Origin of the sequence: Micromonospora sp. CPCC 205539 (genome assembly GCF_036906815.1) — a bacterium.
Lineage (GTDB): Bacteria > Actinomycetota > Actinomycetes > Mycobacteriales > Micromonosporaceae > Micromonospora.
Window position 1 is genome coordinate 51808 of sequence record NZ_JBAKHW010000001.1, and the last position, 24408, is coordinate 76215.

The window sequence follows — 24408 nt, forward strand, 5'->3', positions numbered from 1 at the left end:
CAGGGAGCGTGGTCAGGGAATCTCCAGGACGGGCCGCACCGGGGTCTCTCCGACAAGGCCACCGTCGTAGATGGCGTCCGCCAAGTCGGCTTCCCGGTACGCGGTGGCGAGGGTGAGCCAGCTCAGGAAACTGCCGTAGCCGCCGCAGAGAGCCGAGCCACCATCACCACCGACCAGCACCGCCGGCTCGGTGGTGAACTCGGACCGGTACGGGTCGTCGGCGATGACCAGCCCGAACAGGTTCGGCTCCTGAATGAGCGGCACATCCCCGTACGGCTCGCCCTCGGGGTAGTCGTCACCCCAGCGGAACAGACTGGAGGCGCCGGCTCCGCAGGCGTACTCCCACTCGTCCGGGGTCGGCGGTCTGAGGCCGCGGCTGCCGAGGCCGGCCATCAGCCCAGCGTGGTCGTACGCCTCGTCGCTGTCGTCGAGATCGGCCAACAGCGCGTCGGCCTCCTCCGAGCGCACCGCGACGAGCCGGGCCGGTAGGTCCACCTGGCGCGGCGCCGAGGTGACCTCGGCGACGAAACGGTTGAGTGGCCCGGACAGGTCCCACTCTGCGGCCGACTCGGCGAAGTCGGCGAGTTGCCGGTCGCTCGGTGCGAAACGGTCGGCGTCGTAGCCGAGTTGCACGGTGCCGCCGGGCACCAGGGCGTAGCGGATGGTGTCGCGCTCGAAGAGGGCGACCCGGCCGACCTGATTGGCGTACACCTGCGGGCTTGTCCCCACCAGGCGGGCGTCGATGCGACGGGCGATGGCGGCGGCGGTGCGACCGGCGGCCTCGTCGGGCAGGGCCATCCAGGCGGCGAACGTGAGATCGGCGTGCGACACGTGCGCATTATGCCTGTGGGCCGTGCACGGCAGGTGACTGAAGAGCGGGGCCATGGCCGACGGCGCGGCTGACGCACCGAGGAGGCCGAGGCGGCACGCATCCCAAATCCGCTCGCTGAGCCCGCGTCCGCCCGCTATGGTCCGCCGATGCGGCTGGAGCGGATCACTCCGAAGAACTACGAGGCGGCGCTCGCCCTGTCCGTGCGCCCGGACCAGGAGGATCTGGTCGCGCCGGTGGTGAAATCGCTGGCCGAGGCGTACGTCTTCCCCGATCACGCCTGGCCGAGGCTGATCTACGACGGCGATCGGCTGGTCGGCTTCCTGATGGCCTTCTTCGACCTGCCCTGGGACCCCGAGCGCGATCCCGACGACCGGCGCTCCGGCCTCTGGCGGCTGAACATCGCGGCCGACGCCCAGAGGAACGGCTACGGTCGATTCGCCGTCGAGGCCGCGTGCGCGGAGATCCGCAGCCGCGGCGGCACCCGGGCGTACGTCACCTGGGAGCCTCGCGCCGGCGGGCCCGAGGAGTTCTACCTGACACTGGGTTTCCGGCCGACCGGCGAGCAGAGTGAGGGCGAGACCGTCGGCGTGCTGATGTGGTGATCCCGCCGAGGCGCACGCAGCCGCGGTGCGAATAGGGCCCGCAGAATGGCGACCTTACTGCGGCATCGCAGATTACGGTTTTTGGCGAGAAACCGAGAAAATAAGATCGACGCGACAGCTCGGTGGCTCCAGAAAGCAGATCCGCCGATCGCGGAGCGAGATTTAAGAAAGAGATAAACATTCTGGCTCGAAATGAGCAGGGGCGCACTCGTAGTCTTCCTTTCCGGATGAAAGGTGTGACCCCACATGAATGTACGACCCACCCCCAGACGACGTCGTTCGGTCGCCGCGTTGCTGCTGCTGAGTGTGGCGCTCGCGGGCGGATGCAAGGAGAATCCGGGCACCCCCGGTGCGTCCGGTCCGTCCGGTGACTCGGGCATGGGCTCGACCGACCCCGCCGCGTCGGCGTCGGCGGCCCCGGGCAGCGCCTCGGCCACACCGGGTACGGCGACCTCGGCCACCCCACCCGCGACGGGCGCGTCGGCCACCCCGCCCACCAACACGACGCCCACCTCGCCCGGCAGTTGGCTCAAGGTCGACGCCGCGGCGCAGGCGGCCGCGACCAAGGCGTTCTTCGCCCGCAAGCCCAAGCCGGTGACCGGCAACCCGGTCAAGGTGCCCGAGTTCAACGTCGGTTGCACGACCAGCCACCGCAACAACGACGACCCGATCGTGCTGCCCAAACTGAAGGGCGCCTCGCACAACCACACGTTCTGGGGCAACAAGTCGACCAACGCCAACTCGACCGCCGAGTCGCTGCGAGCGTCGACCGCCACCACGTGCAACTCGCCCCAGGACCAGTCCGCCTACTGGATCCCGACGATGATCCAGAAGGGAAAGGTCGTCGAACCCGATGAGGTGACCGTCTACTACGGTTCCCGCCTGAAGGACCCGAGCAAGACCCAGCCTTTCCCGTTCGGCCTGCGCATGGTCACGGGTAACGCGAAGAACCAGGTCGACACCCCGGACAAGCAGGGCAACCACTTCTGGTGTGCCGGCATCGGCGGCGAGATCGGTCGGAGCGCCGACAAGGTCATGCCGGTCTGCGCCAAGACCGCGCACATCGTCCGGCAGATCTCCTTCGGGGACTGCTGGGACGGCAAGCACCTGGACAGCCCGGACCACAAGGCGCACATGGCCGACTTCGACAACCGCACCGGCGCCTGCCCGTCGAGCCACCCGGTGCCGGTCCCCTCAGTGTCGTTCGTGATCTCGTACCCGCTCAGCGCGAACACCGACGGCGTCTCCCTCGCGTCCGGCACCACGTTCTCGATGCACGCGGACTTCTTCAACGCGTGGCAGGACGACGCGCTCGCCGCACGGGTGCGCAACTGCCTCGACCAGGGCGTGAAGTGCAACTCGGCCGGTAACTTCTAGCGGTTATCGCGGCACCACGCCTGCTGGCGGCGGACGGTCCTCCCCCATCCGGGGCTGACCGTCCGCCGTCGTCGTCGTTCAGGGATAATCTCGGACGCCGTTCAGAAATGGATTGCGACCATCCAATGCTCGGCTAGCAGGGAACTGCGCTGCCGTTACCGCTCAAGTGCTTGTCGTAAATCCAGCCGTAGGCGAGCACTCGCGGGTTCTCCACGAAGGTCCACGTATTTCCAGCGCTGTTTCGCACGTAGCAGTAGAAAATGAGAGAAGCATCTTTCAGCTCCGTCCCGATCGGACGGCACACCTCGTTCGGGCCTATCCGCAATGGAGCCTTCGCACTGACGACCGTCCCGTTGGTCGGTCTGTCCAGCCTGGGCGTCGGGTTTTGACAGGCGGCCGCCGCGGAAGACGTGGGCGCGGTTTCGTGGGCAGCCGATTGATGGGCCTGAGCCGGTGCGGGCATCGCGCCGATGATGAGCACAACACCAAGACCCATCCCAGTGAGCACTTGACGTAAGCGCATTACATTCCTCCCCATCGATCAGTTGATTGCTCGCCACCCACAATCCTTGGCACTGCGACGTCCCATCGGGAATCCTTTCAACCTCCGCTAAATGATGCTTGAGACTTTCCCTTGTAGATGCGATACTGCATCGTTGTCAGCCGATCAAACGGGGTGCAGATTGGTGATACGGCTCAGGCTCGATGTTGATGATTTGTCCCGGGTCACCCTCGCCCTCCCCGGCCCCTATTGCGAACTGGCCGTCAGCGCGCAGGTCATCCAGCAGCCCCGAAGCACGTTCCGGCGCCTCCACAGGGCCGGACGCACCCGACACATCCCGGCGCGAGCGCGTCAACTACTGGACCTCGTTCCAGCTAGCGGGGGCATTCCCGATTTCCTCATACCGGAGAGCGCCGGCTCCTTGGACGAGGCGCTCGACGTCGTCCAGTCGACACATCCGGCACGCCTCCAAGCCGAGCTGACCGAGCTGCCGTGGACGCAGGGCCCCCCACCGTGGGTCCGGGATCTCGCCCAGGGGCGCGTGGCCGCGTTGAAGTACCTCGGGCAGTCCATGCGGATCTATCACGACAATGTGCTGGCACCACTCTGGCCAGGGATCCGACGCGCCATGTCGTTCGAGATGAAGCGCCGAGCCTGGCAACTCGCGACGCAGGGTGTGGCCGTCGTTCTGAACACGCTGCACACGGGGATCCGGTGGCGTCAGAGCGCGCTCGAGGTCGACGGGCCGTTCCACGCCGAGGTCGACCTCGGCGGGCGAGGGCTCCGCCTGATGCCGTCCATCTGGACCCGACCCGGCGTGGCCCGGTCCTGGAGCGAGACCACTCTCGTCTACCCCATGCCCGCCGATTGCTGGACCCACTCGGAGCGGGCGACCGCTGGGCACGACGAGGCGCTTCGTGGCCTGCTCGGATCCACCCGGACGCGCGTCCTGCGCACATTGACCGTCGAGCACACCACCAGCGGGCTGGCGGGAGCGCTCGGGATCAGCCCGGCGTCGGCCTCGATGCACGCAGCCACCCTGCGCACGACCGGCCTGGTCACCAGCAGACGGGACGGTCAAGCGGTGTACCACGCCGTCACGGCACTCGGTCAAGCCGTGCTGGCTGCCGCCGCAGAGGGCGGATGACCGGCCCTCCCCGGGTTACACACCTATCGCGTGCCTCGGCGGTCCGGTGTCGCCGACGCTGCGGGGGCGCCTGTCGGTCCAGGTCCGGTCCTCGAAGTCCAGGCGTTCCCGCCGGTTGCCAGCGCAGCCGGCGTCCGGGCAGCCGTCCGGGATCCCCGTACGGAGCGGTATGGATCAGCGCGCGGGGTTTCGGTTGTACAGCGCCTTCGCCCACAGGAAGCAGACCACGGTGATGACGGCGCACCAGGCGACCGCAATGAGCCCGTTGCTGCCGATCCCGGTGCCGAGCAGCAGGCCGCGGAGGGTCTCCATGACCGGGGTGAAGGGCTGGTACTCGGCGAACAGCCGCACCGCCGTCGGCATGGAGTCGGTGGGGACGAACCCGCTGCCGAGAAACGGCAGAAGGATCAGCGGCATGGGCAGGTTGCTCGCGCTCTCGACACTGTCGGCGACGAGGCCGAGGGCGACGGACAGCCAGGTGAGCGCGACGGTGACCATGGCGAGGACGCCGGTCGCGGCGAGCCATTCGACGGGGTTGGCGGTGGGCCGGAATCCGATGAGCAGTGCCACACCGATGACGGCCGCGAGACTGAGCAGCGTCTGGATCACGCTGCCCAGCACGTGCCCGGTGAGGACCGACGGTCGGAAGATCGCCATCGTACGGAAGCGGGCGATGATGCCCTCGTTCATGTCCATGGCGACCGAGATGGCGGTGCCCTGCGCCCCGCTGACCACTGTGATCAGCAGGATGCCGGGGGTGACGTAGTTGGCGTAGTCGCCGCGGTCGCCGGAGGGCCCGAGGCCGGCGCCGAGCGTGCCGCCGAAGACGTAGACGAAGAGCAGCAGGAGGATGACCGGGATGCCGACGAGCATGAGCGTCATCGACGGATAGCGCCGCATGTGCAGGAGGTTGCGCCGCAACATCGTGCTCGAGTCGCGGACGGCGAGGGAGAGAGTGGTCATCGCGCCGTGGCCCTTTCGTAGTCGGGTCGGCCGGCCTGGGTGTCGGGTTGGCCGGTGAGGGTGAGGAAAACGTCGTCGAGGTCGGGGGTGTGCACGGTGAGGCCGGCCACGTCGATCGAGGCGCGGTCGAGCTGGTCGAGCAGGGATCGCAGTGCACCGACCCCGCCGTCGTTCGGGACCTGGAGGGTGAGCGCCGCGTCGTCGCGGACGGTCGACCCGAGCACGCGGGCTGCCGAGTCGAGCCCCTCCTGGTCGGTGAACTGCAGCAGGACGTGACCACCGGGGATGAGCCGCTTGAGCTCGTGCGGGGTGCCCTCGGCGATCAGGCGGCCGTGGTCGAGGAACGCGACCCGGTCGGCGAGTTGGTCGGCCTCCTCCAGGTACTGCGTGGTGAGCAGGATCGTGACCCCTTCGGCGGCGAGGGCACGGATGATCTGCCACATGCCGCGTCGACTGCGCGGGTCGAGGCCGGTGGTCGGCTCGTCGAGGAAGATGACGCGCGGGTCGCCGACCAGGGTCATGGCGAGGTCGAGCCGTCGGCGCATCCCGCCGGAGTACGTGGCCACCGGCTTTCCCGCCGCCTCCGTCAGGTCGAACTGCTCGAGCAGCTCGCTGGTGCGGCGGCGTCCGGCGGCCCGGCCCAGGTGGCGCAGGTCGGCCATGAGGTTCAGGTTCTCCTGGCCGGTGAGCAGGTTGTCCACGGCCGAGAACTGGCCGGTGACGCCGATGAGGTCGCGTACCGCGTCCGGGTCTCGCGTCAGGTCATTGCCGAAGATGCGGGCGAGGCCCCCATCGGCCTGGATCAGGGTGGACAGGATCTGCACGGTGGTGGTCTTGCCGGCGCCGTTGGGGCCGAGCAACGCGAAGATGGTGCCCTCGGTGATCGTCAGATCGATGCCGTCGAGCACGATCTTGTCGCCGTAGGACTTTCGCAGGCCGGTGGTGATGATCGCGGGTTTAACGGGGCTGGTCATGGTCTCCCTCATGTGCGGACGGTGTCGGGGGGATCAGGCGCGGCGGATCACGATGTCGCCGTAGGACGTGCTGGCCCGGACCTCGGCCTTGTCGTCGGTCTGCCCAGGGCTGTCGGTCGTCTCGAGGGCGTTGTGCACCCGGCCGTGGCTTGAGGACACGTCGAACCAGGCTGCGGTGCCGCGGCGGATGCCGACCTCGATGGCGCCGTAGGACGTCCGCAGCTCGATCGAGCCTCGTACGACCTCGCCGATCCGGACGTTGCCGTAGGCGGTGCGCGCCGACACCGAGGCCGTCGTTCGGTCGACGGTCACGTCGCCGTACGCGGTGTTGACCCGCACGTCCCCGCTGCTCTGGCCGATCCAGCAGTCGCCGGAGGAGTTCTTGATCTCGGTGGCGCCGTCGACCTCGCCGATGCGCACCTTGCCGTAGGCGGCCTTGACCCGGGCCGTACCAACGACACGCTCCACCTGGACGTCGCCGTAGCTGTTGTCGACGTCCAGCGGCCCGGTCTGGTCGAGCCGGATCACACCCCCGGTCTTGAAACGGCACTCGCCGAGTCGCCCCTCGCAGCGGAACGCCGCCCACGACGCGTCGGCCTGCACCCGTGATCCGCTCGGCACCTCGATCAGGACATCGACCGACGGCCCGTTACCGAAGCCGATGCGACGCCAACTCTTCGGCACCCGGATCAGCAGTCGCCCGGCGGCGTACTCGATGGTGGTCTGCTCGGCAGCGCTCACGTCGGCTTTGCTCGACGCGTCGCGGGGCCGTACCTCCACGACCGTGTCGGTGCGGTCGGTCGCGGTGATCCAGGCGTCGCCGACGGGCAGCTCGACCTGGACGGTGATCGGTTCTGGTGTGTTGAAGACAGGCATGGTGGTCTCCCGGGATGTGCTCGGCGACGGTGGCTGGAGGTTGGGACGGGCGCGGGTCAGCACGCCCAGCCGGTGAAGTGCTGGCCGGATCGCGACTGCGGCTCGGGCCGCCGTGGCGGGTGACGATCCGGATCGCCCGCGGCGACGGCAGCGGCGACCGCTCGGACCAGCCAGGCGTTGACCGACAGCCCGGCCCGGCCGGCGGCCTCCTCGACGCTGGCCTTGAGGTGGTCGGGGAGGCGGAGATTGATCCGTGACGTGCCGCCGTCGTCGCCCTCGGGTGCGAGCACCGGGGCCGGCATCGGGGCCGGGCCGCTGTCCCCGCCCGCGGCCTCAACGGGCGGGTTGGCCGGCGTCACCACGAAGTCCGCGTCGCGCCCGCGCAGCCGGACGTGCACCGACCCGGGGGCGAGGTCACGGGTGATCTCGTCGGCCGCGTCGGACAGCGCTTCGAGCACCGTCAGACGGGTCGCCGCCTCCAACTGGGTGACGAGCCGCTCGGCCACTGCTCGACCGTCCGGGTCCACCCCCTCGGCGGCCACCGCGAACTCGTTGCGCAGGTTCTCGACGTACGACCTCAGCTCCATGGCACCATCATGGCACCACGTTGGCTCAGATTGCAACCGGTTGGCTCAAGGGTGGCTCCACGGCGCGCGGCGCGGTAGGGACACCCCTACCCGAGATCGTCCGGACTACGGGATTTCGGCGCACACGCGGTCCGAATAGCTTCGAAGAATGCAGTCGTCAACGGAGGGACGGCAGAACAACAGCCGTCGACAGTCAGCATTGGCCGCTCGGATCAACGACATCGACGCGCTGCGCGGGGGCGCACTACTGCTCATCCTGCTCGTGAACATCGCCTACTTCGCCTCGGGATACGCGTTCCATCTGGTCCGCGACCCCGACCACAGCGATTTTGACCGAATGGTATTCATGGCGGTCGAGTTGCTGTTCGCGATGAAGGCCTATCTGCTGTTCTCGTTCCTGTTCGGTTACAGCTTCACATTGCAGCTCGAGTCGGCCGCCCGGCGCGGTGTCTCGTTCACGCCACGATTCCTCCGCCGGTTGTCGGGGCTGTTCCTGATCGGGGCGCTCCACGCGGTCCTGCTCTTCCACGGCGACATCCTCACCACGTACGCGCTGCTCGGGCTCGTCCTGCTCGCCGTACGACGGATCGCACCCCGCACCGCCCTGCTGGCGGCGGCCTGGATCGTGGGCCTCATCGCGTTCCTCAGCGGAATCGCCGCAGTGCTCGGCACCACCCTCGTGCCGGACACCGCAGCCGCCATCGAGGCCGGCGCCCGGTCCACGGCGGCGATGCAGGGTGGCTTCGGTTCCGTCGTCCTGGAGCACCTGCGGTCGCTCCCGGCCATGCTCGGCGGACTCGCCGTCCAGGGACCGCTCGCGTTCTCGGCGTTCCTGGTCGGGCTCGCGGCCGGCAAGCGGCGGATGCTCGCCGACGTCGCCGCCCACCGGGCACTGCTGCACCGGATCGAGGTGGTGGGCTACCCGGTCGGCCTGGCCGGCGCGACGGTCTTCGCTGTCGGCGGCGGCACCAGCAACCTGACCAGCCTGATGGTCAGCGTGCTCACCGCCCCGTTCCTCGCCGCCGCCTACGCGGCGACCATGCTGCGCCTCTTCCAGCGGCGACGGTGGATCGCCGACGCGCTCGCACCGGCGGGACGGATGGCGCTGTCCAACTACCTCGGCCAGTCGCTCGTCTGCGTCATCATCTTCACCGGTGCCGGCTTCGGCCTCGCGGGACACACACCGCCCGCACAGGTCCTGCTTCTCGCGCTGGCGATCTTCGTGGGGCAGGTCGCCGTGAGTGCCTGGTGGCTGCGCCGGTTCCGGTACGGCCCCGTGGAGTGGGGCCTGCGGGCCTGGACCAACAGGGAACGGACCGCGTTGCGCCGTTGACCAGAGGACGCGGGTGGCGGCCAATCGGTCCTGGAGGCGACCGTCGGCAAACCGTCAATCAGCCTGCAACGACTCGCGGACGTGCCGGCGGGCATGGTGGATCCGTGACTTCAGCGTGCCGACCGGGATGCCCAACTGCCCGGCGATCTCCTGGTAGTCGAGCTGGCACAGGTCACGCAGCACGAGTGCGGTCACCAACTCCGGGCGATGGGCCTCCAGTCGGTCCAAGGCGTCCAACAGGTCGAGGCGCGAGCCGGCGATGACACTGGTGGTACGGGGATCCGCGACATCGACCGGCAGCATCGCGCTCGGCTGCTCGGCCCACCGCCGCCGCAGCGACCGGTAGGTCTGGCGGGCGCAGTTGGCGACCACGGTGTGCAGCCAGGTGGAGAAGAGCGATCGGCCCTCGAACCGGGTGATGTGCCTGGCCACCTGCACCAGCGCGTCCTGCGCGGCCTCCTCCGCGTCCTGTTGGCAGGGCAGGAACCGTCCACACTGCTCGAGCACGCGTGGACGGATCGCCAGCAGCAGCCGGTCGAGTGCCGTGCTGTCGCCGGCTGCGGCCTGGCGCGCCAGCTCTTCGGTGTCTGCCCCGTCCACCACCGGTGTCCCCCGCTCAGGTACGTCACCCGTTGCCCGGCCGTCGGATAATACGGCCGTGTCCATCCCGCCCCAGATCGGCCGGTACCGCGTCGGACGCCCCATCGGGACCGGCGCGTTCGCCACGGTCTGGCTGGCCTACGACGACGAGTTGCAGTCACCGGTGGCGGTCAAGGTGCTCGCCGACAACTGGTCGCAGCGCGCCGACATCCGGGCGCGCTTTCGCCAGGAGGCCCGGTTCATGCGGCAGGTCGACTCCGACCACCTGATCCGCGTGCTGGACATCGGCGAGCTGCCCGACGGCCGACCGTACCTGGTGATGACGTACGCGGCTGGCGGCACGCTCGCCGACCGGCTGACCACGGGCCCGATGCCGGTGCGTGAGGCGCTGCGCACCGCCGCCGACATCGCCCGGGCGGTGGCCGTCCTGCACGAGAAGGGGGTGCTGCACCGCGACCTGAAGCCCTCCAACGTCCTGTTCGACGTCGCCCCTGCCGGGGAGCGGGTGCTGGTCGCCGACCTGGGGCTGGCGAAGGCCCTCGCCCACGGCTCGGGCTTCACGATGGTGGCCGGCACCCCCGGGTACATGGCGCCCGAGCAGCGTACGCCCGGCCGCGGGCTGGACGCGCGCGCCGACGTGTACGCGATCGGCGCCCTCACCCTCCACATGCTGACCGGGCAGGCGCCGGGGCAGGAGGTGGTGGCGACGCGCCGTATGCCAGCCGCCATCGAGCGCGTCGTACGCCGGGCTCTGCACCCCGATCCCACCCGCCGCTGGCCCTCTGCGGCCGCGTACGCCGCCGCCCTCGACGCTCTGCTCGTCGCGCACTCCGCCCGCTCGCCGTGGCGGCGTGTGCGCCGGTCCGTCGCGGCGCTCGCCACGATCGCGGCGGTGCTGCTCCTGGCCGGAGCGATCCCCGCCTCCCCCACCCGGCCCGGCTGGACGCGGGTGACCGACGCGACGGGGACCGTATCGGTCGCCGTGCCCGACGGCTGGGCCAGGCACCTGCGCGACGGCGGCTGGAACACGGCCGCGATCGGTCTGCTCAACGGCCGCGGCCCCGGGCTGCTCGTCGGGCCGGATCTCACGACCTGGTCCGACGTCGACAGCCCGACCCCGGGCGTCTTCGCCGGGGTGAGCAGGTCCCTCGGTGGCGCGGCCGATCGACCGGCGCTGCTCGCCCACGACGGCTGCACACGCGAGGCCGACCGCACGGTCACGGTCGGCGCTCTCGGCGGCCGCCTCGTGCGGTGGACGCGATGCGGCGGCACCTCGACGTCCTTCAGCGAGGCCATCCTGGTCGCGCCCGGGGGCACCATCGGGGTGTACGTCCAGATCAAGCAGATCAGCGAGCCCGACCGCACCGACGAGATCCTCGGCACCCTGCGGGTGGACGGTTCGACGGCCACGCAAGACTAGTACCGCTCCCAGTTGCCGCTACCGTCCACGCGGTTCCACCGACGGGTCTCGGTGCCGCCGTCGAGCCGACGAACCGTTGCCTCGACCATGTAGTTGCCCAGCACCCGGTACGAGATGAACGTCATGCCCCGGCCATCCGAGCTGGACCGTTCCCCCACGATGACCGGCCACGCGAAGAGGCCCTTGCCCCGGTCCCCGAGCTGGACCGGAACGAGGGCCTGCTGCCGGTTCGTGTCCGCGTTGCCCAGCTCGACCAGGATGAGCGCGTCCTCTCTCGACGGGGCGTTCGCCGGTTCCTCGACCACGAACTCGGCGTACACCGGCCGCGCGCCACCTGGCAGGATCCTGCACGGCACGTCTGCGCCGTTCGATCCGTTGCGGAACGTCACGGAGTCATCGGACTCCCCGCAGAATTCCAGTTTGTCGATGACCGCGTTGGTCCAGTCGGTCCGTCGGATCTGGCTCGTCTGACCGCCCGGTGTGGAGGCGCGGGTCGTCGGGGCTTTCGGCCCCGCGCTGCCGGCCGCCGGAGTGCTCGGGCCGGAGTTCGCGCTCGCCGTGCCGCTCGGGCCGGGGCTGGCGGTCGCCGGGCCGCTCCGGCCCGTTGGGCTCGCGCTGCCGATGGGTGAACCGGCGGGCGCGGCGTCGCCGCCGAAACGGTCGATCGGTGCCGCGCAGCCGGTCGCGAACGTCAGGCTGAGCACTATCCCGATGAGCAGTCTGCCGCGCATGGATGCTCCGTCCTCTGCAAGGTCTGTCAGGATGTTGGATGCACCATCCCAGGCAGAGGTTCACGCGCGCCGGCCCGTGAACGGGGCGGCGCTTCGCGGCGAGCGCCATCCGGGCAGACACGCGCGAAACGGCCCGGCCGATGATGCCAGCCGGGCCGTTCGGTCAGACCTACGGTCAGCCGCCGAGGCTCGCGGCAGCCGAGGCGATCGTCGAGGCGAAGTAGCTGACCTGGGTGTAGACACCCGGGTAGTTGGGCCGCGCGCAGCCGTTGCCCCAGCTCACGATGCCGACCTGGATCCAGGCGTTGGTGGCGTCCCGGCGGAACATCGGACCACCCGAGTCGCCTTGGCAGGTGTCCGTGCCGCCGCTGGCGTAACCGGCGCAGATCTCCTGCGCCGGGATGAGGTCGCCGCCGTAGTTGGAGTTGCAGGTGGCGTCGCTGACGAACGGGACGGTCGCCTTCAACAGGTACCGCTGCTGTGCGCCACCCTCGCGCGCCGCACCCCAGCCGGCGATGGTGAAGGTGCCGCTGTCGTAGGCGGTCGTGTTGGCGATTTTCAGCGTGCTCAGCCCGGTGACGGGCGTGGCCAGCCGGATCAGGGCCCAGTCCTTGCCGCTGCCGTTGTAGCCGGGGGCACGGTAGACGTAGTTGGACCGGACGGTGATCCGGCTGGACGACTGCAGGTCGACCACCCCGAGCGTGGCGGTGATGCTGGTGTTGGTGCCGGTGGCGCCCACGCAGTGCGCCGCGGTGAGCACCAGGCGGGAGCTGTACAGGGCCCCGCCGCAGCCCATCGAGAGCCGCACCATGAACGGGAATTCGCCCTGGGCGGCGCGGGTGCCACCAACGACGTTCGGCGTCACGGGGTTGTCGGCCGCGGAGGCCGGCGCCGAGAGAGTGAGGCTGGCCGCGGTCACCGCGGCGAGCGCGGTGGCCATCAGGCCGGTGAGGGTGCGCCAGCGAACCATGCATTCCTCCGCATCAGGACGGCACGCCTCGTGAGCGCACCTGCTTCGAGATAGCGATCATCATATTGAGGAGCATGGATTTGCTGGCTATACCTTCTGGGTCCTATCCCCGGCGTTATGGGTTCAGGCGGGCACCACCATCGGGGTGTTGGCGATCGGATCGGGCACGACGAGACAACTGAGCCCGAAGACCTTCTCGACCAGTTCGGCGGTGACCACGTCGACGGGCGCGCCCTCGGCGACGATCGCGCCGCTCGCCATCGCGATGATGTGGTCGCTGAAGCGGCAGGCGAGGTTGAGGTCGTGCATCACGATGACGATGGTCTTGCCGGACTCGGCGTTCAGCGTCCGCAGCAACCTCAGCAGCTCGACCTGGTGGTTGATGTCCAGGTAGGTGGTGGGTTCGTCGAGGAGCAGCAGGTCGGTGTCCTGGGCCAGGGCCATGGCGACCCAGACCCGTTGGCGCTGGCCGCCGGACAGCTCCCGGATCGGGCGGTCGATCAGCTCCGCGGTGCCGGTGGCCTCGAGCGCCCGGGCGACGGTGTCATGGTCGTGGTCGGTCCAGCGTCGGAACCAGCCTTGGTGGGGGTAACGACCCCGGGCCACGAGGTCGGCGACCGTGATGCCGTCGGGCGCGACGGGAGTCTGCGGAAGGAGCCCCAACACCTTGGCCACGTCGATGGTGCGTAGGTCGACGATGTCCTTGCCGTCGAGCACGACGCTGCCACCCCGGGGGGCGAGCAGCCGGGCCAGGCCCCGCAGCAGGGTGGACTTGCCGCAGGCGTTGGCACCGACGATCGCGGTGACCTTGCCGTCGAGCACGGTGACGTCCAGGTTGTCGACCACGGTTCGGTCGTCGTACCCGAGGGTCAGGCCCTCGGCGCGCAGTCGGGTCATCCGCCCGCTCCTTGCCGGTTGGAGGTGGCCAGCAGCCACAACAGATAGGGAGCACCGACCGCGCCGGTCACCACGCCGGTGGGCAGCGGTGTGGGCAGCAGGTGCACGGCGACGAGGTCGGCGGTGAGCAGCAGCGCCGCACCGACCAGCCCGGCGGCGAGGACGCCTCCGGTGGCGGGGCCGAGGAGCCGATTGGCGATCGGTCCCGCGACGAGGGCGACGAAGGCGATCGGGCCGGCCACGGCCACCGCCAGGGCGACCAGCACGACCGCGGTACCGAGGAGGGCGGCACGGCTGAGTTCGGTCCGGGCGCCCAGACTGCGAGCGGCATCGTCGCCGAGTTCGAGGGCCCGCAGCGGCCGTTGCAGCAGCACGGCGGTCGGCAGCAAGACGATCAGGCCACCGACGAGCAGACGCAGCTCCGTCGTGCTGGCCTGCCCGACCGAGCCGGTCAGCCAGTGCATGGCCTGGCGGGCTTCGAAGATCTGGGCCCGGCTGAGCACGTAGCCGACGAGGCCCTCGAAGAAGACCGACACGCCGATGCCGATGAGGATGAAGCGGTAGCCACTGACGCCGTCGCGCCAGGCCAACACGTACATCAGCACGGCGGCGAGGATCGCCCCGCCGAGGGCGAACCCACTGATGACGAGCCCGGCCGCCTGGAAGACCACGATCCCGGTGACGGCGGCGAGCCCGGCTCCCGAGGTAATGCCGACGAAATCCGGGGACGCGAGCGGGTTGCGCAGCAACTGCTGGAAGATCGTCCCGGAGGCGCCCAGGGCGAGCCCGACCGCCAGGGCCGAGGCGGCGGTCGGCAACCGTAGGCCACGGACGACGAAGTCGACACTGGGGTTGTCGGACAGGTGCAGCACCGAGGCGATCACCTCGCCAGCGCCGATGCGGAAGCTGCCCACCATCATGGTCAGCACGAAGAGGGCGACCACGGCCACCGCCAGGGCGGCGGTCACGGCGGTGGCGCGACCGGCCCGCCGCCGCCGGTTGACCCGCAGCCGCGTCGCCGCACGGTCCATCGTTGTCGTCATGCGCTCACACCTCCGACAGTCGGGCGTAGCGCACGATCGCCACGAACGCGGGCGCGCCGATCACACCGAGGACCACGCCGACCTGCAGCTCGTCCGGGGCGACCGCCACCCGGCCGACGACGTCGGCCAGCAGCAGGACGACCGGTGCCAGCACCATCGAGTACGGCAGGATCCAGCGGTAGTCGGGACCGCAGATGACACGCGCCAGGTGTGGCACGACGAGCCCGACGAAGACGATCGGCCCGCAGGCCGCGGTGGCCGCGCCGGCGAGCACCGCGACCACGGCGAAGGCGGCCGCGCGGGTGCGCGTCACGTTCTGACCGAGGCCACGGGCCACGTCCTCGCCGAGGGCGAGACCGTTGATGGCGCGTCCGGAACCCAGCGACACGGCGAGGCCGATCAGCAGGAACGGCGCCACACCGGTCAGGATCGGTGTGTACCGGCCGGCGAGCGAGCCCACCTGCCAGAACCGGAGCTCGTTGAGCGCGTCCACGTTCGTCATGATGATTCCGCTGGTCACCGAGGCCAGACCAGCGGTAACCGCCGCGCCCGAAAGGGCCAGTTTGACCGGGGTGGCGCCTTCCCGGCCGAGCGACGCGATGGCGTACACCAGCGCGAGCGCCGCGATCGCTCCCGCGAAGGCGAACCAGACGTACGCGTTGACGCCGCGGACGCCGAGCACGGTGATCGCGAAGACCACGAAGGCCGCCGCGCCGGAGTTGATGCCCAGGATGCCCGCGTCCGCGAGGGGGTTGCGGGTGACGCCCTGCAGGATCGCCCCGGCGACGCCGAGCGCCGCGCCGACCAGAATGCCGAGGAGGGTACGGGGCACCCGCATCTCCAGCGTGACCGTGCTGGTGATCGAGTCTTCGCCGCCGCCCACGTGACCGAGGGCGCGCAGCACCTCGGACAGGCCGATCGACCGCGAGCCCATCGTCACGCTGAAGAAGGCGACGAGTGCGAGGAGCACGCAGAGGGCGACGAGCCCCAACCCGAGGGTCGGGGCCCGTCGTACGCCTCGCGTCGGTGTGCGCCTCGCGTACTGGCTAGTTGCCGACATTCGGATTCGCGGCCTTGACCGCCTCGGTCAGCTTGTCCAGCTCGGTGGCGTAGTCGGCGTACGTGTGCAGCCAGATCGTCGGCCACGACACGGTGGCGCCAGCCTTGGCTGCCTTGATCTTGAACCAGGTCGGCTGCTTCTTGCCCCACTCGGCGTTGGCGGTGGCGGTGAAGGAGCGGTTGTCCCACAGGATCAAGTCGGGCTGGTACTTGTCCGCGTTCTCCCAGCTGAGGTTCTCCCAGTACGGGAAGGCCGGGTCCGGGCTGGCCGGGTTGAGCACCTTCAAGCCCCAGCTCTGGAAGTCCAGCAGCTCCGGCGCGTGCTCCGGGTTGGCCACGTACAGCTTTTCGGTGGCGGGCGACATGGCCGCGACGGTCAGGCCGGGCTTGGCCGCGGTCGCCTCCTTGAACGTGGCGACCGACTCCTCGAAGCGCTTCTTGTTCGCCGCGATCTGCGGGCTGCTCACGTCGGCGCCGAGGCTCTTGGCGAGGTTCTCGTACCCGTCGGCCAGCGTGACGATCGACTTGCCGTACGTCGCCCCGACGACGGGGGCCAGCTCGGCGAGCTTCTTGCTCTTCTCGTCGACGCCTTCCTCCATGCCGGAGTGCGCCTTCTCGGCCGGCCACCAGTCGGCGACGATCAGGTCGGGCCGCAGCGCGGCGGCCTTCTCCACGTCGATCTTGCCCCACTCCTCGCCGAGGATCTCGATCCCGGTGAGGTCGAGGTTCTTCAGGTTGAGGTCGGTCTTGACCGGCTCGTCGGCGTAGACGCCGACCGGCTTGATGCCGAAGGACATGAGCGCGGCCGCCTCACCGGCGTGCGCGATGATCCGCGTGGGGGTCTTGTCCGCCTTGACGACCTGGCCGGACCCGTCGGTGAACGACCAGGGGCCGGAGGCGGCGGCGGTGTCGCCGGCATCCGCGTCGGTGCCACAGCCGGAGAGTCCGACGAGCACGGCGCTCAGCGCCGCCACAGCCAGGACCGGACGCCATGCTTGCATGGTGGATTTTCCGTTCTCTTGGTGAACTCAGCAGGCCAACCGGCCCGAAAGTTAGGTTAGGCTAACCAACCAAGAGTCGTCTGACCAGCCGCGCATGATCAAGCTCACCCAGCTTCTGAGCAGCACAACAGCAAGCCCGCTAGGCATGCATCGAAAGCCGCTACTGTTCGGCGGCCAGGCGCAGGCCGAGGGCGATGAGGATGCCGCCGGTGACCGTGTCGATGCGGCGGCTCAGCGTTCGGCGATGCCGCAGCCATGTCCCGATTTTGCCGGCGAACACTCCGACCGCGCCGTCCACCAGGAATTCCAGCACGATGAGGATCAGTCCGAGAACGGCGAACTGCACCCAGACAGAGCCGAGCGCCGGGTCGACGAACTGCGGCAGGAAGGCCACCGTGAAAGCGATCATCTTCGGGTTGGACAGGTTGGTCAGGAAACCGCTGAGGTAGGCGCGACGGCCGGACACTCCGGCCGCGTCCGTGCCGGGGATCATTTCGCCGCGCTGCCGGATCATTTGAATGCCGAGGTACGCCAGGTACACCGCGCCGGCGATGCGCAGCGCCGTGAACGCCTCCGGCACCGCGGTGAACAGGGCGGTCAAGCCGGCCGCCGCCACCAGCACGTGGACCGCCTCGCTGGTGGCCAGCCCGGCGGTGGCCACCAGCCCAGCCCGCGGCCCGCCCCGCATTCCGCAGCTGAGCACGAACAGCATGTCCGGGCCAGGCGCAATCATGGCCACGATCGTGGCGACGGTGAATGCGGAAAGCAGATGCGAATCCAGCGGCATCGCCTCAGCATGCCGTCGGCCGAGCATAAGATCCATAGCTCCTGGCGAGGGCTGAGCATAAGCTTTGCCGATGCTCGATCCTCGTAGACTGAGCCTTCTGCGCGACCTGGCGGCCACCGGCACCATCGCCGCCGCCGCCGAACGCGCCGGCTGCACCGCCGCGGCCGCCTCTCAGCAGCTCGCCGCCCTGGAACGCGATCTCGGGGCCGCACTGTTGGAACGTTCGGCGCGCAGCGTGCGGCTCACCGAGGCGGGCCGGGTCCTCGCCGATCACGCCGGGCGGCTGCTGACCTCGCTCGACGAGGCCGAACGAGCCGTCCGTGACGTGGCAGGACTGCGCGGCGGCACGATCCGGATCGCGGCCTTCGCCACCGCCGGGACCAGTTTCGTCATCCCGGCGCTTACCGTCTTTCGGCGCCGGCACCCGGACATCGAGCTGCGGTTCGCCGAACTGGAGTCGGCAGAGGCGCTGCCCGACGTGCGGGTGGGCGCGATCGACCTGGCGGTCACCCACGAGTACACCCCGCTGTCCCGGCCCGATCTGCGCGGGCTCGACCAGCGGCCGCTCTACCGGGAACCGATGCTGCTGGCCGTACCCCGAAATCTGACGCCTGCCGAAAGCCGGCTGGCCGACCTCGCCGACTTCGCCGCGACGCCCTGGGTCGCCGCGCTGACCAGCACCGGATTCCAGGCCGCCACCGAGATGGCCTGCCGGGCAGCCGGTTTCGAGCCACGCGTCGACATCCGGGTGCACAGCTATCCGATGGTCCTGTCGATGGTCGGCGCCGGGTTCGGGGTGGCGCTGGTGCCGCAACTCGCAGCCGTCCCACACCGCGGAGTGGCCTACCTGCCGATCGCCCGACCCACCGGCCTGGCCCGGCAAATCTACGCCACGACCAGGTCCACCGACCGGTCGCCAGCAATCCGGGCACTCACCCGCTACCTCAACGATTCCCTCGGCCGAAACACGCCAAGCTAGCCGACCACGCATTTCGCTCGGTGTGATGGCCAGCCAGGTTGTGCGACCCAGCGGTTGGCGGATCGGCCAGGTCGGCCGTCGCAATGGACGAAGCGGCAGCTCGTCGACGGAGAGGCCTCGGCGTCCTGCGCCAGGGGCACGCACGGTCAGTCGGTCAGCCGGCGTCCTTCGCCATCGCGACGAAGCCGCGCCACGACGCGGGGCTGAAGCTCAGCGTGCCGCCGTCACGGTCCTTCGTGTCGCGGACGAGAACGACGCCGGGAAGATTGTCGGCGACCTCGACGCAGTTGCCGCCGTTGCTGCCGCTCTTCGTGGACTTGCGCCACTGCGCCTGGGTCATGTCCATGATGCTGCCGCTTCCCTGATGAGGTCGAGTGACTGCGCCCGAGGTAGGGCCTCGCCAACTATGCGCGCCCACCTGCGGCCCAGGGTAGCAATTTCTGTGGTGTCATCGATGATCCGCGCCCTGACCTGGCTGTCCTCATGTGCCACGTGCGTGCCGTCGGGCACCTCGGCCAAGGTGTACGGCCCGCCGAGGCCGAGATACATCGGGGTGTCGACAGGCACCACGTGCACCTGAACGTGTGGCAGCTCGGCGCAGGCGGCGATGTGCTCGCACTGCTCGCGCATCAACCCGGTGTAGCGTCCGACCCGGCGCCGTAGCACCGACTCATCCATCACGGCGACAAGCAGTGGCGGGCGTGGCCGGTGCAGGATCGCTTGTCGCTGCACCCGTGCCACCGCCCGTTCTTCGACCTCCTCAGCGGTCAGCGATTCCATGCCGAGCGTCGCTCGCGCGTACGCCTCGGTCTGGAGCAGACCAGGAACCCAGGCCAGCTCGAACGTTCGCAGCGTTACCGCCTCACGCTCGATGTCGACCCACGGCCGGAACCACACCGGCTCGCGGCGCCGGACGACATCCGGCCATAGCTCGTCAACGTCCCTTGCGAGGAGGTCTGCGGCGGTCGTGCGGTGCCGGCCCTGCGGGATGTGCCCCGGGTTTGCCCACCGCGCGACGGTCTTCGGGTGAACCCCCAGCCGATCAGCGAGGCTTTCAGCCGTGTGGCCGGCGTCAGCGAGCGCCGCGACAAATGCGTGATTCATGCCAACCCCTCGCCGGAACAAAATCACTGTCCGAAGAAGATTAGACAACGCTGTGTGATTGTCCAGCAACCCCGGGCAAGGTGCTTTCTAGACACGATTGACGGTAAGGGGCCCACTATCCGCGGTCGTGTCGCAACCGGGGGCCCGGTCTGTCCGACGGCGAGCACCGAGGCCGGGCCCCTCCCCACTACTAGGCCGCAAGGGGGAACCCCGTGCCGGATAGCGCGCCGATGTCCGCAGAGCCCGCGCAGAAGGTCAAGGCCGGCGATGTGCTCATGCCGGCCGGAGCGCGGTGGGTCGACGCCCCCACCCCGGGCCGAGCCCGCACCACTGGCCGGCGCCCCGTTTCCCACCGCCCGGCCCGGGTCGGCTGATGCCGCGCGGGGCGCGGCCGCATCACCCCGGCCTCCCACACTGGCGCTGTACCCGCTGCGGCGTGCACTGGCCGTGCTCCGCCGCACGGTTGTCGTTGCTCTCGCGGTGGCGCGGGGACCGCGTCGGCATGGTGCTGATACTGACGACGCTCCTGCGGGAAGCGTTCGCTGACGCGGTGAGGTTGGGCCTGAATCCTGATCCCGCGGTCTACGTCGAACGGTTCCTGGCCTGGGTCCGCCCGCGCGATCCCGTCAACGACCGCGCATCCCACTAGCCCTCATGCCGCTCAATCAGGGCCCCTGGCCCAGCGATCTTGCAGTTTCGGTCGCCGAGATGCGTGGAATGCCCCTTCCAGGGAGGCAGCAAGTGCAAGATCGCGCGGGAAAGGCGAATCAAAGGCCCAGCGCCCGTCGATCATGGAGTTGTGGTGCCTGATTGGTGCCTTTGCACCCAGTCTATGCTCACCACAACTCCATGATCAACGGGGCCGGTGCGGGGGCGTTCAGAGGGTGGTCTCGTTGGGCAGACCGAAGAAGTCGTGCCACTTAGCGCCGCCGCCGAAGGCGGCGCCCGTCGAGAGACCGACGTAGACGTCGTTGAGGCTGCCCTTGGTGAACGCGATGATGTCGTCCCTGCCGTCGCCGTTGTAGTCACCGAGGTAGGGGAACTCCCCGGCCAGGCAGAAGAAGTCGTTCCACTTGACGGTGGTACCGACGAACGAGGTGCCGGTGGAGACGGCCGCGTAGACATCGCCGTCGGCGTTGCAGGTGAACGTCACGATGTCGTCCTTGCCGTCGCCGTTGATGTCACCGACACGTGGCTGCTCGGCACCGACGGCGAACAGGTCGTGCCACGTCTGCGACGCCCCGAACGCCGCTCCGGTGGACAGGGCGACGATGACGTCCGACGCGGTGACCGGCCCCTGGGTGAAGGTGATGATGTCGTCCTTGCCGTCGCCGTTGACGTCACCGAGGGCCGGATACTCCCCGGCGATCGAGAAGTACTCGTGCCACTTGAGGCCGGGACCGAACCCGGTGCCGGTGGAGAGGGCCACATACACGTCGCCGTTGGTGTCGTGCGTGAAGGTGACGATGTCGTCGCGGCCGTCGCCGTTGACGTCACCCACCGCGGCGACCTCGGCGTTCGGCGCGAACCAGTCGTGCCACTTCGTGGCACCCGCGAACGACGACCCGGTCGACAACGCCACGTGGACGTCGGCGAGCGACCCGTGGGTGAACGTGACGATGTCGTCGCGGCCGTCGCCGTTGAAGTCCCCGGACGACAGCGTCTCACCGGTCAGGCCGAAGAAGTCGTTCCACTTGGCCGAGGTGCCGGCGAAGGCGCTGCCGGTGGAGGTGGCCACGTAGACGTCGTTGAGGCTGCCCTGGGTGAAGGCGACCACGTCGTCGCGACCGTCACCGGTGAAGTCCGTCGGTGATCCCGCCAGGTACCTGCCGCCCGAGGCGCCCCCGGCGTTGACCAGGGAGATGTAGTAGTTCCAGTTCCAGTGCGGGCCGGGGTCGGTGTGGTCGTTGCCGGGCAGTTCGTTGTGCCCCTTGATCGCCGTACGGTTCTTCGGCAGCCCGTACTTGTCGCAGAGGTAGCGGGTCAGCGCGGCCGACGACCGGTACATGGCATCGGTGAACCAGGCCGGGTTGTCCACGAAGCCTTCGTGCTCGATGCCGACGGCGTACGGATTGGCCGAGCGCGCGTGGTAGGCCGTGTCACCCTCACGGACCATCTGGGTGATCTCACCGTTGCTCGACTTCACGACGTAGTGCGCGCTCACCCCCGCCGACGGGTTCTGGAACCAGCTCACCGTGCCGGCGTACGACCCCTGGGTCACGTGCACCGCGACGGTGGTGATCCGCGACGACCGGCCGGCCTGGTAGTTACCGCCGTAGGCGGAGATCCAGCGGGCCGGCCCGTACTCCGGCAGAGCCGCCGGGACGTTCGCGCCGGCGGCGGTGCCGGCCGGGGCGACCGACGCGTAGCGGCCGAGCTCGGGGCGCACCGGCTGCGGCGCGATGCGGACCGTGGGGGCCGCGACGCCGGTCCGCAGCAGGTCGTAGACGTGGTCGGCGTAGAGCCGGGCCGTCGCGTCGGTGCCGGCGGCGCTGTAGCGCGCGACGACCGGGTACCAGGCGGAGAGCCGGTTGCGCGCCCCGGCGGTCAGCCCCTGGGTGTCGGCCAGCTCGCGGAGCACCGCGGCGCCACCTCGGATGTTGGCCGAGGTGACCGAACGCAGCCGGTCGACCGGCTCGCCGGTGAGCGTGGCCGCCCTTTCGAGGCTGTGCTGGGTGGGGTTGCTCACGAGGTGCATGACCCCGAAGCCGTTGGCCTGGCTGGGCAGACCGCCGTGCCCGTCCAGGCGGGTCTCGCCGTAGCCGACGGCGACCAGCAGATCCCGGGGTACGTCGAACTCGGCCGCGGCCCGGGCGAAGTCGGCGGCGAGCGAGCCGGCCGCCACGGGGCCGGCCGCGGTGGCCGGCGCGGCCGCGACCTGGCCGGCGAGCGCCGCCGCCAGGAGAAGGGCGCACGCGCGCGTGGTCAGTCGCATGGGGGTCTCCAATCCGCGGATCACAGCGTGGTCTCGCCGTTGAGACCGAAGAAGTCGTGCCACTTGGTGGCACCGAGGAAGCCGGTGCCGGTGGAGAGTGCGACGTGGACGTCGTTGGTGGCGCCCTTGGTGAAGACGATGATGTCGTCCTTGCCGTCGCCGTTCGCGTCGCCGAGGTACGGGAACTCGCCGGCCAGGCAGAAGAAGTCGTTCCACTTCACCGTCGTCCCGGCGAAGCCGGTGCCGGTGGAGGTGGCGGCGTACACGTCGGCGTTGGCATCGCAGGTGAACGTCACGATGTCGTCCCTGCCGTCGCCGTTGACGTCGCCGACGCGGGGCAGTTCGGCGCCGACGGCGAACAGGTCGTGCCACTTCTGCGCGGCGCCGAACGTGCTGCCGTTCGAGAGGGCGACGATGACGTCGCTGGCGGTGGCGGGGCCCTGGGTGAAGGTGATGAGGTCGTCCCGGCCGTCGCCGTTGACGTCGCCGAGCGCCGGGAACTCGCCGAACGGGCTGAAGTACTCGTGCCACTTCAGGCCGGGGCCGAAGCCGGTGCCGGTGGAGAGCGCGACGTACACGTCGCCGGCGGGGTTGTGGGTGAACGCCACGATGTCGTCGCGACCGTCACCGTTGACGTCGCCGACCGCGCCGATCTCCGCGCCGGGTGCGAACCAGTCGTGCCACTTTCCGCCGCCGCCGAACGAGGTGCCGTTGGACAGCGCGACGAAGACGTCGCCGGTGTTGCTGTGGGCGAAGGTGACGATGTCGTCCTTGCCGTCGCCGTTGACGTCGCCGGTGGAGGCGGTCTCGCCACCGATGGAGAAGAAGTCGTTCCACTTCGCGGAGGTGCCGGTGTAGGAGTTACCGGTGGACGCGCCTACGTAGACGTCGGCGAGGGCGTTCTGGGTGAAGGTGACGATGTCGTCGCGGCCGTCGCCGGTGACGTCGGTGGCGGACCCTCCGGCGATGGCGTGGGTGCGGGCCGCCTCGTTGAGCTGAGCCCGGGCGGTGGCGGCCACCTGGTCGTACCGGTCGGGAAAACCGGACCGTTGGACACACTGGGCGACCTGGCCCGCGCTGTAGCCGGGGTTGTTGCGGTCGCAGACGATCGCCCGGGTCACGTACTGGGTGCTGGCGTAGACCGGATCCATGATCTGCTCCGGGGTGCCCCAGCCGTAGTCCCAGCGCTGCTGGAAGACCCCGAGCGACGACTTGTCGCCGCACGGCAGGTTGTTCATGTGGGACTCGACCCAGCCCGCCTCGAACGCGGACAGCGTCACCTTGTCGTTGGCGTTGTAGGCGCGCGCGACCCGGTAGACCACCAGGGTCACCGCGGGGTCGCGGGTGGCGGGGATGGAGGGGCAGGCCAGGGTGCCCATCGGATCAGCGTGGGCGGGCGCCGCCGTGACCGTCGCCGCGGCGGTGCCGAGGGCGACCAGCAGGGCCAGGAGGGTACGTCTCACAATGCTCCTCGCGAGGTCGGGGTGAGCGTGGTGACTGTGGACAGCTGGCTGGCTCGAGCGCTGATATCGATTGCCGAGAGTGTCACGAGAGCGGTGATTGCTGTCAATGTCCTGCGAAGAATTCCTTCACTGCGATGGCCAGGACAGGCAGGTATTGACATCGACGGCCGTCGCAGGTTAACTCGCCGCAATCGATTTCTCGACCGCCCACGGTTGTCAGCCCGGA

The 24408-nt window shown here is 69.6% G+C and carries 23 protein-coding genes; 6 read left to right on the plus strand and 17 right to left on the minus strand.

Going from position 1 to position 24408, the window contains the following annotated elements; all coding sequences use genetic code 11:
- Nucleotides 1-12: 12 nt before the first annotated feature.
- Nucleotides 13-831: a hypothetical protein gene (locus tag V6V47_RS00260; protein ID WP_334625847.1), complete on the minus strand. Its 819-nt coding sequence runs from the start codon at nucleotides 829-831 to the stop codon at nucleotides 13-15.
- Nucleotides 832-978: 147 nt separating this feature from the next.
- Here V6V47_RS00260 and V6V47_RS00265 point away from each other — a divergent pair, with 147 nt between their 5' ends.
- From V6V47_RS00265 to V6V47_RS00275, 3 genes are all read left to right on the plus strand, one after another.
- Nucleotides 979-1434, plus strand: coding sequence for a GNAT family N-acetyltransferase (locus tag V6V47_RS00265; protein WP_334625848.1), 456 nt, complete (start codon nucleotides 979-981; stop codon nucleotides 1432-1434).
- Between the two features lie 246 nt (nucleotides 1435-1680).
- On the plus strand, nucleotides 1681-2811 hold the full coding sequence (locus V6V47_RS00270) for a DUF1996 domain-containing protein (protein WP_334625849.1): 1131 nt from the start codon (nucleotides 1681-1683) through the stop codon (nucleotides 2809-2811).
- Nucleotides 2812-3734: 923 nt separating this feature from the next.
- The gene (locus V6V47_RS00275) at nucleotides 3735-4460 is read left to right on the plus strand and encodes an ArsR/SmtB family transcription factor (RefSeq protein WP_334625850.1); all 726 of its coding nucleotides are present in this window, start codon (nucleotides 3735-3737) and stop codon (nucleotides 4458-4460) included.
- Nucleotides 4461-4634: 174 nt separating this feature from the next.
- Here V6V47_RS00275 and V6V47_RS00280 read toward each other — a convergent pair whose 3' ends face one another.
- From V6V47_RS00280 to V6V47_RS00295, 4 genes are read right to left on the minus strand one after another with little or no spacing between them, the layout of a single operon-like run.
- Nucleotides 4635-5423, minus strand: coding sequence for an ABC transporter permease (locus tag V6V47_RS00280; protein WP_334625851.1), 789 nt, complete (start codon nucleotides 5421-5423; stop codon nucleotides 4635-4637).
- A complete protein-coding gene (locus tag V6V47_RS00285) occupies nucleotides 5420-6409 on the minus strand; it encodes an ATP-binding cassette domain-containing protein (protein ID WP_442934169.1) in 990 nt (329 codons plus the stop codon). Before V6V47_RS00285 ends, V6V47_RS00280 begins: the two co-directional genes overlap by 4 nt.
- A 21-nt stretch (nucleotides 6410-6430) precedes the next feature.
- Nucleotides 6431-7273, minus strand: a complete 843-nt coding sequence (locus V6V47_RS00290) for a DUF4097 family beta strand repeat-containing protein (RefSeq protein WP_334625852.1) — start codon at nucleotides 7271-7273, stop codon at nucleotides 6431-6433.
- Between the two features lie 56 nt (nucleotides 7274-7329).
- Nucleotides 7330-7860 (minus strand): hypothetical protein, encoded by a 531-nt coding sequence (locus V6V47_RS00295; protein WP_334625853.1) that lies wholly within the window; start codon nucleotides 7858-7860, stop codon nucleotides 7330-7332.
- 148 nt (nucleotides 7861-8008) lie between these two features.
- Here V6V47_RS00295 and V6V47_RS00300 point away from each other — a divergent pair, with 148 nt between their 5' ends.
- Nucleotides 8009-9193, plus strand: a complete 1185-nt coding sequence (locus tag V6V47_RS00300) for a DUF418 domain-containing protein (protein ID WP_334625854.1) — start codon at nucleotides 8009-8011, stop codon at nucleotides 9191-9193.
- A gap of 54 nt (nucleotides 9194-9247) precedes the next feature.
- Here V6V47_RS00300 and V6V47_RS00305 read toward each other — a convergent pair whose 3' ends face one another.
- The gene (locus V6V47_RS00305; RefSeq protein WP_334625855.1) at nucleotides 9248-9793 is read right to left on the minus strand and encodes an RNA polymerase sigma factor; all 546 of its coding nucleotides are present in this window, start codon (nucleotides 9791-9793) and stop codon (nucleotides 9248-9250) included.
- Nucleotides 9794-9851: 58 nt separating this feature from the next.
- Here V6V47_RS00305 and V6V47_RS00310 point away from each other — a divergent pair, with 58 nt between their 5' ends.
- Nucleotides 9852-11213, plus strand: a complete 1362-nt coding sequence (locus V6V47_RS00310) for a serine/threonine-protein kinase (RefSeq protein ID WP_334625856.1) — start codon at nucleotides 9852-9854, stop codon at nucleotides 11211-11213.
- Here the strand turns inward: V6V47_RS00310 and V6V47_RS00315 are convergent.
- From V6V47_RS00315 to V6V47_RS00345, 7 genes are all read right to left on the minus strand, one after another.
- Complete coding sequence (locus V6V47_RS00315) at nucleotides 11210-11944, minus strand: hypothetical protein (RefSeq protein WP_334625857.1); 735 nt, start codon at nucleotides 11942-11944, stop codon at nucleotides 11210-11212. The genes V6V47_RS00310 and V6V47_RS00315 overlap by 4 nt on opposite strands.
- Nucleotides 11945-12119: 175 nt before the next feature.
- Entirely contained in the window at nucleotides 12120-12914 is a 795-nt protein-coding gene (locus V6V47_RS00320) for a S1 family peptidase (protein ID WP_334625858.1), read from the minus strand.
- Between the two features lie 123 nt (nucleotides 12915-13037).
- Entirely contained in the window at nucleotides 13038-13811 is a 774-nt protein-coding gene (locus tag V6V47_RS00325; RefSeq protein WP_334625859.1) for an ABC transporter ATP-binding protein, read from the minus strand.
- A complete protein-coding gene (locus V6V47_RS00330) occupies nucleotides 13808-14854 on the minus strand; it encodes a FecCD family ABC transporter permease (protein ID WP_334625860.1) in 1047 nt (348 codons plus the stop codon). The genes V6V47_RS00325 and V6V47_RS00330 overlap by 4 nt, the downstream gene beginning before the upstream one ends.
- Nucleotides 14855-14858: 4 nt before the next feature.
- Nucleotides 14859-15845 (minus strand): FecCD family ABC transporter permease, encoded by a 987-nt coding sequence (locus V6V47_RS00335; RefSeq protein WP_334625861.1) that lies wholly within the window; start codon nucleotides 15843-15845, stop codon nucleotides 14859-14861.
- 55 nt (nucleotides 15846-15900) lie between these two features.
- Nucleotides 15901-16914: an ABC transporter substrate-binding protein gene (locus V6V47_RS00340; RefSeq protein ID WP_334625862.1), complete on the minus strand. Its 1014-nt coding sequence runs from the start codon at nucleotides 16912-16914 to the stop codon at nucleotides 15901-15903.
- A gap of 160 nt (nucleotides 16915-17074) precedes the next feature.
- Nucleotides 17075-17647: a LysE family translocator gene (locus tag V6V47_RS00345; RefSeq protein WP_334625863.1), complete on the minus strand. Its 573-nt coding sequence runs from the start codon at nucleotides 17645-17647 to the stop codon at nucleotides 17075-17077.
- 124 nt (nucleotides 17648-17771) lie between these two features.
- Between V6V47_RS00345 and V6V47_RS00350 the strand changes: the two genes are divergently transcribed.
- A complete protein-coding gene (locus V6V47_RS00350; RefSeq protein ID WP_334625864.1) occupies nucleotides 17772-18680 on the plus strand; it encodes a LysR family transcriptional regulator in 909 nt (302 codons plus the stop codon).
- 154 nt (nucleotides 18681-18834) lie between these two features.
- On the opposite strand, the gene V6V47_RS00355 is transcribed toward V6V47_RS00350, so the two are convergent.
- From V6V47_RS00355 to V6V47_RS00370, 4 genes are all read right to left on the minus strand, one after another.
- Nucleotides 18835-19020 carry a DUF397 domain-containing protein gene (locus tag V6V47_RS00355; RefSeq protein WP_334625865.1) on the minus strand — a complete coding sequence of 62 codons (186 nt, stop codon included), beginning with the start codon at nucleotides 19018-19020 and terminating at the stop codon, nucleotides 18835-18837.
- Entirely contained in the window at nucleotides 19017-19784 is a 768-nt protein-coding gene (locus V6V47_RS00360) for a DUF5753 domain-containing protein (RefSeq protein ID WP_334626225.1), read from the minus strand. The genes V6V47_RS00355 and V6V47_RS00360 overlap by 4 nt, the downstream gene beginning before the upstream one ends.
- Nucleotides 19785-20661: 877 nt before the next feature.
- The gene (locus V6V47_RS00365) at nucleotides 20662-22719 is read right to left on the minus strand and encodes an N-acetylmuramoyl-L-alanine amidase (RefSeq protein WP_334625866.1); all 2058 of its coding nucleotides are present in this window, start codon (nucleotides 22717-22719) and stop codon (nucleotides 20662-20664) included.
- 20 nt (nucleotides 22720-22739) lie between these two features.
- Nucleotides 22740-24182 carry an FG-GAP repeat domain-containing protein gene (locus tag V6V47_RS00370; protein ID WP_334625867.1) on the minus strand — a complete coding sequence of 481 codons (1443 nt, stop codon included), beginning with the start codon at nucleotides 24180-24182 and terminating at the stop codon, nucleotides 22740-22742.
- Nucleotides 24183-24408: the final 226 nt, after the last annotated feature.

Coding starts and splice junctions, on each gene's coding strand:
- V6V47_RS00270 (WP_334625849.1), top strand. CDS start 1,681: ATGAATGTACGACCCACCCCCAGACGACGTCGTTCGGTCGCCGCGTTG.
- V6V47_RS00320 (WP_334625858.1), bottom strand. CDS start 12,914: ATGGTTCGCTGGCGCACCCTCACCGGCCTGATGGCCACCGCGCTCGCC.
- V6V47_RS00290 (WP_334625852.1), bottom strand. CDS start 7,273: ATGCCTGTCTTCAACACACCAGAACCGATCACCGTCCAGGTCGAGCTG.
- V6V47_RS00365 (WP_334625866.1), bottom strand. CDS start 22,719: ATGCGACTGACCACGCGCGCGTGCGCCCTTCTCCTGGCGGCGGCGCTC.
- V6V47_RS00350 (WP_334625864.1), top strand. CDS start 17,772: ATGCTCGATCCTCGTAGACTGAGCCTTCTGCGCGACCTGGCGGCCACC.
- V6V47_RS00265 (WP_334625848.1), top strand. CDS start 979: ATGCGGCTGGAGCGGATCACTCCGAAGAACTACGAGGCGGCGCTCGCC.
- V6V47_RS00315 (WP_334625857.1), bottom strand. CDS start 11,944: ATGCGCGGCAGACTGCTCATCGGGATAGTGCTCAGCCTGACGTTCGCG.
- V6V47_RS00355 (WP_334625865.1), bottom strand. CDS start 19,020: ATGACCCAGGCGCAGTGGCGCAAGTCCACGAAGAGCGGCAGCAACGGC.
- V6V47_RS00280 (WP_334625851.1), bottom strand. CDS start 5,423: ATGACCACTCTCTCCCTCGCCGTCCGCGACTCGAGCACGATGTTGCGG.
- V6V47_RS00360 (WP_334626225.1), bottom strand. CDS start 19,784: ATGAATCACGCATTTGTCGCGGCGCTCGCTGACGCCGGCCACACGGCT.
- V6V47_RS00295 (WP_334625853.1), bottom strand. CDS start 7,860: ATGGAGCTGAGGTCGTACGTCGAGAACCTGCGCAACGAGTTCGCGGTG.
- V6V47_RS00330 (WP_334625860.1), bottom strand. CDS start 14,854: ATGACGACAACGATGGACCGTGCGGCGACGCGGCTGCGGGTCAACCGG.
- V6V47_RS00300 (WP_334625854.1), top strand. CDS start 8,009: ATGCAGTCGTCAACGGAGGGACGGCAGAACAACAGCCGTCGACAGTCA.
- V6V47_RS00325 (WP_334625859.1), bottom strand. CDS start 13,811: ATGACCCGACTGCGCGCCGAGGGCCTGACCCTCGGGTACGACGACCGA.
- V6V47_RS00285 (WP_442934169.1), bottom strand. CDS start 6,409: ATGAGGGAGACCATGACCAGCCCCGTTAAACCCGCGATCATCACCACC.
- V6V47_RS00340 (WP_334625862.1), bottom strand. CDS start 16,914: ATGCAAGCATGGCGTCCGGTCCTGGCTGTGGCGGCGCTGAGCGCCGTG.
- V6V47_RS00345 (WP_334625863.1), bottom strand. CDS start 17,647: ATGATTGCGCCTGGCCCGGACATGCTGTTCGTGCTCAGCTGCGGAATG.